This window comes from Actinomadura bangladeshensis (genome assembly GCF_004348335.1).
GTDB classification, from domain to species: Bacteria; Actinomycetota; Actinomycetes; order Streptosporangiales; family Streptosporangiaceae; genus Spirillospora; species Spirillospora bangladeshensis.
In genome coordinates, this window is record NZ_SMJW01000235.1 from 1 (window position 1) to 12,258 (window position 12,258).

At 74.5% G+C, this 12,258-nt stretch carries 10 protein-coding genes; 4 read left to right on the top strand and 6 right to left on the bottom strand.

The features are described 5' to 3' along the window. The 3 genes from E1284_RS32000 to E1284_RS32010 form a co-directional block, all read left to right on the top strand. On the top strand, positions 1 to 221 hold a 221-nt coding region (locus tag E1284_RS32000), incomplete at its 5' end, for a PaaX family transcriptional regulator C-terminal domain-containing protein (protein WP_279433096.1). A gap of 76 nt (positions 222 to 297) precedes the next feature. Next, entirely contained in the window at positions 298 to 687 is a 390-nt protein-coding gene (locus E1284_RS32005) for an STAS domain-containing protein (RefSeq protein ID WP_131943895.1), read from the top strand. A 97-nt stretch (positions 688 to 784) separates the two neighbouring features. Further along, positions 785 to 1,414: a TetR/AcrR family transcriptional regulator gene (locus E1284_RS32010; RefSeq protein ID WP_131943896.1), complete on the top strand. Its 630-nt coding sequence runs from the start codon at positions 785 to 787 to the stop codon at positions 1,412 to 1,414. Here E1284_RS32010 and E1284_RS32015 read toward each other — a convergent pair. The 3 genes from E1284_RS32015 to E1284_RS32025 all read right to left on the bottom strand — a co-directional run bounded on the left by E1284_RS32015 (position 1,411) and on the right by E1284_RS32025 (position 5,934). Then, a complete protein-coding gene (locus E1284_RS32015; protein ID WP_131943897.1) occupies positions 1,411 to 3,171 on the bottom strand; it encodes a sensor histidine kinase in 1,761 nt (586 codons plus the stop codon). The genes E1284_RS32010 and E1284_RS32015 overlap by 4 nt on opposite strands. A 298-nt stretch (positions 3,172 to 3,469) precedes the next feature. Then, complete coding sequence (locus E1284_RS32020) at positions 3,470 to 4,144, bottom strand: response regulator transcription factor (RefSeq protein WP_131943898.1); 675 nt, start codon at positions 4,142 to 4,144, stop codon at positions 3,470 to 3,472. Then, positions 4,135 to 5,934: a sensor histidine kinase gene (locus tag E1284_RS32025; protein WP_131943899.1), complete on the bottom strand. Its 1,800-nt coding sequence runs from the start codon at positions 5,932 to 5,934 to the stop codon at positions 4,135 to 4,137. The genes E1284_RS32020 and E1284_RS32025 overlap by 10 nt, the downstream gene beginning before the upstream one ends. Positions 5,935 to 6,364: 430 nt before the next feature. Here E1284_RS32025 and E1284_RS32030 point away from each other — a divergent pair, with 430 nt between their 5' ends. After that, positions 6,365 to 7,171 carry a hypothetical protein gene (locus E1284_RS32030; protein WP_131943900.1) on the top strand — a complete coding sequence of 269 codons (807 nt, stop codon included), beginning with the start codon at positions 6,365 to 6,367 and terminating at the stop codon, positions 7,169 to 7,171. On the opposite strand, the gene E1284_RS32035 is transcribed toward E1284_RS32030, so the two are convergent. From E1284_RS32035 to E1284_RS32045, 3 genes are all read right to left on the bottom strand, one after another. Next, complete coding sequence (locus tag E1284_RS32035; protein WP_131943901.1) at positions 7,143 to 7,946, bottom strand: SAM-dependent methyltransferase; 804 nt, start codon at positions 7,944 to 7,946, stop codon at positions 7,143 to 7,145. The genes E1284_RS32030 and E1284_RS32035 overlap by 29 nt on opposite strands. Before the next feature lie 250 nt (positions 7,947 to 8,196). Then, entirely contained in the window at positions 8,197 to 11,121 is a 2,925-nt protein-coding gene (locus tag E1284_RS32040; protein WP_131943902.1) for a glycoside hydrolase family 48 protein, read from the bottom strand. A gap of 124 nt (positions 11,122 to 11,245) precedes the next feature. Further along, positions 11,246 to 12,258: LacI family DNA-binding transcriptional regulator (locus E1284_RS32045; protein ID WP_243714874.1), on the bottom strand; the 1,013-nt coding region annotated here is incomplete at its 5' end.

The window sequence follows — 12,258 nt, forward strand, 5'->3', positions numbered from 1 at the left end:
CCCCGCTCCCGCACGCCCCCGACGACCTCGCCCGGTACCTGTGGATGACCACCGAGTGGCTGCAGCTCGTCCGCGCCGACCCCCGGCTGCCCGTCGAGCACCTGCCCGCCGGGTGGCCCGCCGTGCGCGGCCAGCAGGTCCTGCTGGACCTGCGGGACCGCTACGAGGCCCCCGCGCGGCGCCTCGCCGACGAGGCGATCGAGTACGTCCGGACGGGCTGACCGCCGGGCGCGGCCGCATGACCGGCCCCTTTCGCGGGTACGCCGGGTGCCCGGCGACGAACGGAAGGTGATCAGCATGTCTCTCGGAGCCGGCGACCCGGCGGAACCCGCCGACACGCTGGAGGTGCGCACCGAGGTCCGCGGCCCCTGCCTGCTCGTGGAGGCGGAGGGGGATCTCACCATCCTGACCGCGAACATCCTGCGCGAGCGCGTCCTCGACGACATGCGCGGCATGGGCGGCCCGCCGCTCGTCGCGCTGGACGCCGCCCGGGTCGGGTTCTGCGACTCCTCCGGCCTCAACGCGCTCATCATCATCTGGAAGGCCGCGCACCGGGCCGACGGCGACTTCGTGCTGGCCGGCCTGGACCGGCGGTTCCGCACGATCATCGAGCGCAGCGGCCTGGACCGGCACCTGGTGTCGCATCCGACCGCCGAGCAGGCCCTCGACGCGCTGTCCCCGCGGTAGCGCCTCAGGGGCGCGGTCACGCCGGAACCGCTGCGCCTCTCCCCCGGCACCGCCCGCGCCCTGCGCCGGTCGCGCGGCGGCTAGAGTCGGCCCCGACATGACGAGCGACGACGACCTCCTGCGCACCCTGCTCACCGCCGGGCCGGACAGCGAGCCGCAGACCGACCGCATCCTGGACGCGGCCCTGCGGTCCTTCGAGACCTACGGGCCGCGCCGCACCACGATGGACGACGTCGCCCGCGAGTCCGGGCTCGGCCGCGCCACCATCTACCGCCGCTTCCCCACCAAGGGCGACCTGGTCACGGGCGTCCTGCTGCGCGAGGCGCGGCGCTTCTTCGCCGAGCTGGACGAGGCCGTCGCCGCGCTCCCCACGCTGGAGGAGCGGCTCGTCGAGGGGTTCGCGGTCGCGCTGCGGATCAGCCGCGAGCAGCGCCTGGTCAACCGCCTCATGGTCGTCGAGCCAGAGCTGATCCTGCCGCACTCCACGGTCAAGGCGGGGCCGCTGCTGGCCGCCGCCCGCGGCTACATCGCCGGCCGGCTGCGCACCGCGCAGCGCCTCGGCGCCGCCCCCGCCGACGTCGACCCCGAGGTCGTCGCCGAGATCCTCGTCCGCCTCACCCACTCCCTCGTCCTGACCCCCGAGGGCCACATCCCGCTGGACGAGGAGGGCGCCCGGGCCTTCGCCCGCCGCTACCTGCTCCCCATCATCGTCCGCCCCTCCCCCTAGCCGCGCCCGGACGCGGGGAGGGTGATGGTGAGGGCGGTGCCCTCGCCCGGCGGGCTCTCGATGGTCACGCGGCCGCGGAGGGCGCGCACGCGGTCGGTCAGGCCGGCGAGGCCGCCGCGCGGGGACGGGACCGCGCCGCCCGCGCCGTCGTCGCGGACCTCCGCCACGATCTCGTCCGGGCCGGGGCGGACGGTCAGCTCGACCACGCCCGCCCCGGCGTGCTTGACGGCGTTGGCGAGGGCCTCGCAGAGCGCGAAGTAGAGGGTCGACTCGATCTCGCGCGGGAAGCGGCCCGCGGGCACGTCGAGGCGGACGGGCACGGCGGCGCGGGCCGCGACCAGCTCCATGGCGGGGGCCAGGCCGGCGTCCGCGAGGATCGCCGGGTGCACGCCGCGGGCCAGGTCGTCCAGCTCGGCGACGGCCTCGGCCAGCTCGCGGCGGCAGATCCGGGCCTGCTCGCGGGCCGCCGGGTCGGCGGCGGCGTCCTCCAGCCGGGCGAGGGTCCGCTCCAGCGCGCGGAGGCGGGCGCGGGCGCTGCGCTGCAGGTCCGCGGCGAGCCGCTCGCGCTCGGCGGCCTGGACGCGCACGAGGCGCTCCTGGGCGTCGCGGGCCCGTTCGAGGGCGGCCTGCGCGGCGGCCTGCAGGCGGACGGTCTCCAGCGCCCGGCCCCCGGCGGTCAGCGCCGCCTCGACGAGCGCCTCGTGGCCGCGCAGCGCGGCGGCGACGTCGACGGTGGCGAGGGGCTCGCCGCCGGACGTGCGGACCTCGCGCCGCCAGCGGCCCGGCGGCGTCTCCGGCGAGGCCGCCGCGCGGCCGTCCGCGCCGACGTAGCCGCCGTCGGCCCACAGCCACAGGTCGAGGGCGGCGTCGCCGAGGACGCTGCGCAGGGCGTCGCGGACCTTCTCCACGGACACGGGGGCGGTGAGGCGGTTCATCCGCTCGACCACGGTCAGCTCGGACAGGCGGGCGCGCAGCGCGGTGAAGAGGAAGACGACCGGCAGCGTCGTGGCGCAGAAGCCCTGGATGAAGTACACCCTCAGGACGTCGTCGAGGGTGACCGCCGTGCCGAGGAGCCTGCCCTGGACGGCCAGCGCGGTGCTGACGCCGATCGTCACGGCGGCCGCGACGGGGACGGTGAAGGCGCGGTCCAGCCGCCCGGTCCGGGGCAGCCGCGCCAGCAGCAGGATCACCAGCGCGCCGGCGAGAACGACCATCGCGACCGTCACGCCGCGCTGGGCCCAGCGGAAGACCTCCTGGTCGGGATGGACGGACGGCCAGGCCACCGAGGCGTGGAACCCGTTCCAGCCGGGCCGCGACACCGCGCACAGCAGCGCCTGCCCGCCCACCATGACCACGACGGCGGCGGCCGTCCACAGCCGGGCGGCGGCGCCCGCCAGGCGGCCGCCCGGGTACATGACGACGCCGACGCCGATCGCGACGAAGAACACCGACTGGGCGAACACCGACACGAGCGGCGCCGCGCCGGCGTTCCAGGCCCCCGTCCAGGTGACGGCCCAGGCCGCGGCGGCGAACAGGAACGCCGCGCCCGTCCGCCGCCCGAGCCGGCCGGCGGCGAGCAGTCCGCCCGCGGCCGCGAACCCGCCGCAGCACGCCAGGGTGACCGCGGCCTCCGCCGGGTGCCCGCGCCAGTACGGCCAGCCGCACGCCAGCGCGGCCGCCGCGACCGCCGTGCCCGCGCCCAGGGCGCGGCGGACCCGCGCGCCGAGCCAGAGCGGCCAGCGGGGGACGGCCCTCACCGCGCTCCTTCCGTGTCGTCCCGGGAAACCACCGTCCGGGAGTGGGGTTTTCCCGGATGTGCGGGGCACGCGGTACCGGGAGCATGGGAGCGTGCCGGACGAGGTGCCCTGGCACGGGGCGCCGGCACGGGCTCACGGCGCGTGCCGGTGGCGTGCGGGGGCCACCACCGGAGCCACCCCACCCGACTCCCGCGGTCAGTTTTCCGCACCCGGGCCGGAAAGCGGGAGGGCCCGTTACCCGATTGATGCGCGCGCCCCGCACGGCGCGGCGCCCGCGGTGCCGGCGGCGTTCGCGGTGTCAGCGGGATTCGGCCGCCCGCAGCCAGGTGAGGACGGCCAGCACCCGCTTGTTGGTGTCCTGCGGCCCGGGCGGGCCGCCGGTCGAGGCGATCTTCAGCTTGGTGAAGATGGCCCGCACGTGGTCCTCGACCGTCCGGGCGGACAGGTGCAGCCGCTTGCCGATCCCGGCGTTGGAGTGCCCCTCGGCCATCAGCGCCAGGACCTCCCGCTCGCGGCCGGACAGCCGGGACAGCTCCTGCTCGCGGTGCCGGGCCTCGACGAGCCTGCTCACCACGTCCGGGTCGATGACGACCTCGCCGCGCATCACCCGCTCCAGCGCCGAGCGCAGGTTGTCCACGTCCGTGACGTGGTCCTTCAGCAGGTACCCGACGCCGCGCGGCTGGTCGCGGAACAGCTCCATCGCCTGCGGGGTCTCGTTGAAGGCCGATAGGACGAGCACGCCGAGCCCCGGGTGGAGCTCCAGCAGCCGGCGGGCCGCGACGACCCCCTCGTTGCTGTAGGTCGGCGGCATGTGCAGGTCGACGATCGCCACGTCGGGCGGGTCGCCGGCGACGCGGGCGACCAGCTCCTCCCCGGAGCCCGCGGACGCCACGACCTCGATGCCGACCGTGGTGAGCAGGGTGACCAGCGCCTGCCGGAAGATCCCGCTGTCCTCCGCCACGGCTACTCGCATGGAAGGCCCATCCTCACCGTCGTCCCCTCGCCGGGCCCGCCGGCGACTTCCACCTCGCCGCGCAGCGCCCTGACCCGTCCGGACAGCCCGGCGAGGTCGGCGGCGGGATCGCGGGGACCGGTGCCGTCACAGGTCAGTTCCGCGGCCAGCCGGCCGTCCTCATGGCCGACGCGGACGTGCACCCGGGTCGCGTGCGCGCGGTCGACAGCGTACGACAGACTCTCGCAAAGCACCGAGTAAAGCGTGGACTCGACCTCGCGGGAGAACCGGCGCGGGGTGACGTCGAGCACGACGCGGACGCCGACCCGCTCGGCGAGGACCTCCAGCGCCGGTCCGAGGCCGTCCTGGACGAGCAGCGCCGGCTGCACCTCGCGGGCGAGCGCGCGCAGTTCGGCGAGGGCCTCCATCAGCTCGGCGCGGCAGGTCCGGGCGTGCTCCTTCACCGCCGGGTCGTCGGTCACCGCCTCCAGCGTCCCGAGCATCGCGCCGAGCGCGAGCAGCCGCTGCTGCGCGCCGTCGTGCAGATCCCGGGCGAGGCGTTCGCGCTCGGCGGTCTCGGCGCGCAGGAGGCGGCGGTAGGCGGCGCGGACCTGCTCCAGGCCCGCGTGCACGCTGGCCTGGAGCCGCGCGGTCTCCAGCGCCCGGCCGCCCGCGGCGAGCGCGGCCTCGACCAGGGACTCGTGGTCGCGCAGCGCGCCGCCCAGCTCGACGACGGCGAGCGGGTCCCCGGCGGCGCTGCGCACCCGGCGCCGCCACCGCCCATCGGGCCCCTCGGACGGGTCGCCGTCCGGTTCGAGGTCGGCGGGGTGCCCGGCGGTGTCGACGTAGGTCTGCTCCATCGGCGCCCAGAACCACAGCTCCAGCGTCGGGTCGTGCAGGACGTCGCGCAGCGCGTCCCGGACCCGCTCGACCGACACCGGCGCGGTCAGGCGGAGCATCCGGCCGGCGACGGTCAGCTCGCCGATGCGCAGGCGCAGCCCCGACGCCAGCAGGGTCAGCGGGACGAGCACGACGACCGCGCCCTGGATCACGTAGACGCGCAGGAGGTCCGCCAGCGGGACCGCCTCCGCCATGACCGACTTCTGGGTGAACGCGGCGGAGATGCCGACGAACCCGATGGCGAGGGTCACCGGGAGGGTGAGCAGCCGCCGCATCCGGCCCATCCGCGGCAGCCGCATCGTCAGCACGAGGGCGAGCGACAGGGCGAGGGCGACGTACAGCCCGGCGGAGAGGGGCAGGACGATCCGGAAGACCTCCAGGTTCTTGAACGGCGCCGGCCACCACACCGACTCGCCCCGGAACGCCGCCCACTCCGGCTCGGAGGTGAACCAGATCGCGGTCGGGCAGCCCCACAGGACCGCGCACGCCGCGACCGTCCAGATCCGGTCGGCCCGGTACTCCAGCCGCCCGGCCGGGTACATCAGGACGCCCACGGCGAGGGCGAGGTAGAAGGTGGCCTGCGCGTACTGGGAGATGATCGGCCCGACGGACGCGTCCCAGCTCGCGGCCCAGGTGACCGCCCAGCACAGCGACGCGGCGGTGAACAGCAGCCCGGTGCGGCGAGTCCGCGTCCCGGTCGCGAGCAGCACGCCGGCCACGGCGATGGCGGCGCAGCCGGCCAGCGTGAGCACGGCCGCGGCCGGGTGCTGCCGCCAGTACGGCCAGCCGGCCAGCAGCGCCAGCCCCGCGACCGCCGGCCCGGCGGCGAGGGCGCGCCTCGTCTCCGCGCCGAACCACGGGGGCGACCTGCGCCGCCGCGGTGCGGAAATCACCACGACCACCCTCTCCATGCTCGGACCTCGGGGGACGTCCTGCCTACCGGAAACCCACGGTGCGCCGCTCCGTGCTTTCCCGGACGCGGCGCGGGCGGGCCGTCCGGCCGCGGGGCGCACCGGAATTGTCCCCGACTCCCCCGGCGTCCTCCCAGCGGCGTTATCCGATCGATGCGCACGCCGTTCCGGCCTTTCCGTCCCGATCTTGCCGGACCCGGGTCCCGCCCTCCCGGGACCATTCGGGACGCGCACCCCTTGACGCGGGACGGCCCCCCGCCGCGACCCTGGTCAGCGTTCCTTTCAACACGTGATGAAAGGAATTCACATTCACCGGGTAAACCCGGCTGCTTGTCCGGGTTCGCCTGGGTTGCCGGTCGTGGCGCACAATGCCAGGATCGTTCACCGCCGGCAATGGGGGACAGACCGAGAGGCATGGGGGCGCGCAGGAATGAACCACGAGATGGCCGTGCGCGGCGGTGGGCCGGGGGCCGGGCGGCCCGTGCTCGTCGACGCGTCCGGGCCGATGCGGCAGGTCGCCGTCCGCGCCCGGGTCCGGCCGCGGTACCGGGCGATCCTGGCGGTGGACATCGAGGGCTCCACCACCCGCACCGACCCGGTCAAGGCGGAACTCCGCCGCACGCTGTACCGGCTGCTTGAAGAGGCGTTCAACCGGGCCGGAATCGGGCGCCGGTACCGGGAGGAGTACGTCGACCGGGGCGACGGGGCGCTCGTCCTGGTGCACCCATTCGACGAAGTGCCGAAAACGCTGCTGCTGCACCCGGTCATGCCGATCCTGTCCGCACTGCTCACCGAATACAATGCGGCGCTCGGCGAATACAATGCCGCGGAGGCGATCTCCGCGGGCGGCGACCGGCGAATTCGCGTTCGGGTCGTCGTCCACGCCGGAGAGGTGCAGAGCGACGGCCACGGCAATTTCGGGGAGGCGCTCGACGTCGCCTTCCGGCTGCTGGACTCGCCGGAGGCGAAGAGCGCGCTGCGGCGCACCCGCGCGCCGCTGGCGCTGGTCGTGTCGGAGGACATCTACCACTCCATCGTCCGGCACGGGTACGAGGGGATACGTGCCGACTCCTACGTCCCGCTCGTCCGGCTGGAGGTGACCGGCCGCAGCCACCAGGGCTGGCTGCACGACGCCGGGGCCGCCCGCGCGGCCGCCGGCCGCGGCACCGGTGTGCCCGCGTGGCGGCGCCGCCTGCGCGCCCTCGCGGTCAGCGGCGGCCCACGCCCGCCAGGGTGAAGGTGCGCTCCGGGTGCGCGGCCCCGGGCCCCGGCCCGTCGGGCCGCCACTCGGAGGTGTAGGCGAGGCCCGGCTCCACCAGGTCGAAGGCCGCCACGATGTCGAGGATCTCGGCGCGGCTCCGGCCCCAGAAGTGGTCGCCGGCCGTCCTGAAGACCCGGCCGACGTCGCCGCCGGACTCCGGCTCGGGCTCCTGGGTGATGTGCGTGAACACGAGGTGGCTGCCGGGCGCGAGCGCGTCGTGCAGGCGGCGGAGCGCGGCGGCCGCCTCGGCGGCGTCCTCGATGAAGTGCAGGACGCGGTCGAGGACGACCCCCACCGGCTGCTCGAAGTCGATGAGCGCGCGGACCTCCGGGTCGTCGGCGACGGCCTCGGGGCGCTTCGGGTCGCACCGGACGAAGGCCGCCCGCCGCGTCCGGGCGAGGAGCGCGCGAGCGTGCACGAGCACGACCGGGTCGCCGTCGGCGAACACGACGGTCGCGCCGGGCGCGACCTCGGCGGCGACCTCGTGGACGTTCCCGCGCGCCGGCAGCTTGGTGCCGATGTCGATGAACTGCCGCACGCCCCGGCGGGCGAGGAACCGGACGGCGCGGCCGATGAAGGCGTGGTTCTCCCGCGCCGCCGTCCGCGCCTCCGGGATGACGGCGAGCAGCCGCTCGGCGACCTCCCGGTCCGCCGCGTAGTTGTCCTTGCCGCCGAGCAGGTAGTCGTAGATCCGGGCCGTGTTGGGCCGCACCAGATCCACGTCGGCGGGAGTCCACCTCTCATCGGCCATTCGCACAACTCCGCTCATCCCCGGTCAAATGATCGTCTCATGGAACGGGGAGTGCTCGCACCGGGACCGACCGTGTCCGAGCACCGACGGACACCCGAACCACCGCAGCCGCCGACGCCCACCGGATGCGAACACATGTTCGCCCCACCTTCGGCTCTCGCCGAGCCCAGTCCGGCTCCGAGCCCTGGCGCTCAGGCGGGGTAGGGCAGGGGCCCGTGGCAGGTGCTGCCACGGGCCCCTTGGGGGTCGGTCACTCGTTGAAGAGGCGGCCGTAGTCGGCCATGGCGAGGGCCACGTCGGCCTGCGCCCAGAACCGGTGGTAGGTGAACACCGGTGCGGTCGAGGTGTCGCCGTTGGCGTAGGCCATGACGCGCTGGTAGTCGGGGTCGCTCTTGTAGAAGGAACGGATGGACATGAAGGTCGAGTTGGAGTTGATCGGGTCGCCGTTCGGCATGGTGCCCGTCCAGCCGGACGGGATGTAGACCGGGTCGGTGAGGCGGTTGTAGTCGGCCCGGGTCTCCTGCACCGAGACGCCCTTGGCGTCGGTGTGCTTCCAGATGGCGTCCAGCAGGTCCTTGGCGGCCTGCTTGGCGTCGGCGTCGCCGGACTTGGCCGCGTAGTACGTCAGGGTCTTGGCGTACGCGGCGGCCACGCCGATGTCGCTGGTGTAGTCCTGCACGGAGACGTGCAGGTCGGAGTTGGCGGGCGGCATGCCGCTGGCGGAGGACCAGTCGGCGTCCGGCTGCCCGGTCCACTTGAGGGTGGACGGGATCTGGATACTGCCCGTGGACGGGTCGACCGTCGTGTTCGACAGCGCCCAGGCGACCCACTTGTCGAGGATGGCCTTGGCGTCCGCGTCACCGGTGACCTGGTAGTACTCCGCGACGCGCTCCATCGACCACGCCTGGAAACCGAACCACTGGTTGCTCGGCGGGTCGTGGTAGACGGGCTGCCAGTCGTAGGCCATGCCGTAGAACTCGGTGAGGCCGGTGGGCGGGGTGCTGTAGCTGCCCTCCCAGCTGTTGGTGACGCCGCCGGCGATGCCGCCCTCGGCGGACTGCAGCCACTTGTAGAGCTGCAGCTGCCGGGTGAGGCTCGTCTTCCAGTCGGACTTGGCCGTCGCGCCCTTGGGGGCGAGCGCGGGGTCGTTCACCAGCGCGTAGGCGGCGAGGGGGTTCTGGTAGCCGAAGTGCGAGGCTCCGTCGCCGATGCGCCACGCCCAGCCGGCGCTGGTGTCGGTGGCGCCGCCCCACGCGTAGTACCAGGACAGCAGGTAGTGCTCGCTGTTCTTGCCCGAGCCGGCGGGGCAGGACGTGGGCGAGTCGCAGTCGCCGATCTTCTTGAAGTACTTGTCGAAGAAGGAGTACCGCAGGTAGTCGCCCATCTTGCCGGCCTTCGCCACGGTCGCCGAGACGTCCCCGGCCTTGCCCTGGCCGTCGGCCCAGATGTTCGCCCAGTACGCGGCCTGGATGGCGCGCGCGTCGGCGTCGGGGGCGTCGGTGAACTTCCACTGCTTGGCGTAGGACGAGTCCTTGATGAACAGGTCCAGGTAGCCGTTGGTGCCGCCGTAGGCGAACTTGTCGCACGTCGGCTGCGGGACGGTCTCGAACACCGACTCCTGCGAGCCGCGCTGGTAGGTGTTGATGTAGGACGGGCCGGTGGCGCTGGGGCCCTCCTCGCAGCCGCCGCCCGGCGTGTTGCCGTAGCCGTAGACGTTGTCGACGTCCTGCAGCCAGTGCATGCCGTAGATGTCGTCGGTTCCGTAGGCGGACTTCAGCTCGCCCGCGATCGGGTCCTGGCCGACCGGGACGCTGCCGTCGATCGCCGACGGGTAGTCGCTCGGCAGCGGGTGCTCGGCGGCGTAGGTGGCAGGCTTGGACGGGTCGTAGAAGGAGCCCGTCGGCTGGTCCGCGTGCGTCGGGATCATGTACTTCTCCATCAGCGCCCAGGCGGCGTTGAAGGGGGCCCAGTTCTGCGTGACCTTGCCGTACATGGCCTCCAGCCAGATGAGGTAGCTGTAGGCCTCGGACGTCGTCTCGTGCCCGTGGTCGGGGGCCTCGACCATGAACGTCTCCACCGAGTGGTACGGGATGCCCTCGGGGCTGAAGTAGCCGTTCGCCGGGTCCTTGATCTTGTTGTACTGGTCGAGGAACCGCTGCGTGTAGGTGTCACCGCCGGTGGCCACCTCGGTCGCGGTGACCTTGGCCGCCGCGTACCCGGTCGCGGACGAGGTGAAGGTCGCCTGGCCCGTCCCCGCGTCGTCCGCGGTGATCGTCACGTTCTGCGCGGTGGACCAGTTCTGCGGCGTGAAGGTCAGCGTCCCGCCGCCGGTCACCGACAGGCCGCTGTTGCCCGCCGTCCGCGCCGTCGTCACGGTGACGTTCGAGGACGGCGCCTCGGAGAGCTTCACCGCGTACGTGGCCGTGGAGCCCTGCGCGATGGTCAGCGTGGCGGGGTTGGCCACGACGCTCGCCTCGGCCGCGACCGTGATCCCGACGGGCGCCGACTCGGCCGTCCCGCCCGCGCTGTCGGTCACCTTGGCGTAGAGCGAGTAGTCGCCCGCCGCCGAAGGCGTCCAGTTCAGGCTGTAGGGGGCGCTGGTGTCGGCGGCGCCGAGCGAGCCGTCCTGGTCGAAGAACTCGACCTTGGACACCGTCGCGCCGGTCCCGGCCGTCGCGGTCGCCGCGAGCGGCACCGAGGCGCCCACCGAGTACGTCGCCCCGGCCGCCGGGCTGGTCAGCGCCACCTTCGGAGCGGACGTGCTGCCGTTGCAGGCCGTGCCGTTCAGGGTGAACGACGTCGGGTCGGTGTTCGTCCCGCTGTAGGTGAACTGCGCGCCGATGTTCACGGTCGCGCCGCTGGCGAGCGACCCGTTCCAGCTCTCGTTCTGGACGGTGACGGCCTGGCCCGACTGCGACCACTTGCCCGACCATCCGCTGGTCAGCTTCTGGTTCCCCGAGTAGGAGTACTTCAGCGTCCAGCCGTTCAGCGCGTCGCCCTGGTTGGTGATGTCGATGCTCGCGGTGAAGCCGCTGCCCCAGTCGTTCTTCTTGTAGACGACCTTGCACGCGGCGGCCGCCTCGGCCGTGGGCGCCAGTACGCCGAGGCCGCCGCAGAGCAGGGTCAGCGTCGCGCTCACGGCGGTGAACGCGCGCCATCGTTGCCTTCTTCTCACTTCCGGTTCCTTCCGTGGGTCGCCCGGCGTGCGGGCATGCCGGGCTCCACCGCCGGCGGAGTCCGGCGGCGGGGTCCCTTCAGGGGGCGCGCCCGGGGACGGGGCGCGCGTCAGACCGGGGCCGTCAGCCGGACTCCCGGATGATCAACTTGGTGCGCAGCACCACGCCGCGCTCGGTGTTCGGCCGCCCGCCGGTGCAGGCGCGCAGCTCGCGGGCGAGCCGGGCGCCGAGGTCCTCGGCGGGCTGCCGGACGGTGGTCAGCCGGGGCCGCACCTGCCGGGCGACGGGGGCGTCGTCGAATCCGACGACGGCGACGTCGTCGGGGACGCGGCGGCCCGCCCGGCGCAGCGCGCTGAGCGCGCCGACCGCCATCTGGTCGGACGCGGCGAGCACGGCGTCGACGTCGGGGCGGCGCTCCAGCAGCCGGCGCATCGCCCGCTCGCCGGACAGCCGGCCGAAGTCGCCCTGGCAGACCAGCCCGTTGACGCCCATCCCGGCCTCCCGGGCGGCGAGCCGGTAGCCGGCCAGCCGGTCGACGGCCGCGCCCATGTCGGCGGGCCCGGCGATGGTGCCGATGCGGCGGCGGCCGTTGGTGAGCAGGTGCCGGACGGCGGCGTGCGCGCCGCCGCGGTTGTCGACGTCGACGTACGGCAGCGCCACCTCGTCGAGGGGGCGCCCGGCCAGCACCACGGGGGCGCCGGCCGCGGCCTGCACGAGCGGGGCGACCTGGTCGCGGCGGGCGCCGACGAGCAGCACGCCCTCGGCCCGGCCGCCGCGCAGGTAGCCGGTGGTGGCGCGCCACTCGTCCGGCCGGCCGGCCATCAGGACGACGAGCGGCGCCCGGCCGTCGAGCTCGCGGCGCACGCCCCACAGCAGCCGGGCGAAGTACGGGTCGCCGAGGACGCGGCAGGCGTCCTCGCAGACGACGGCCGCGATCGTGCCGGACGACTCCCGGTCGGGGGAGCCGGCCCGGCGGCGGACGTAGCCGAGCCGCTCGACGGCCGCCTCGACCTGGAGGCGGGCCGACCGGCTGACCCGGGCCGAGCCGTTGAGCACGCGGGACGCGGTCGCGGGCGACACGCCGGCGAGCTCGGCGACGTGGGCGAGGGTCGGGGGCCGGTCGGGAAGGGCTGGGT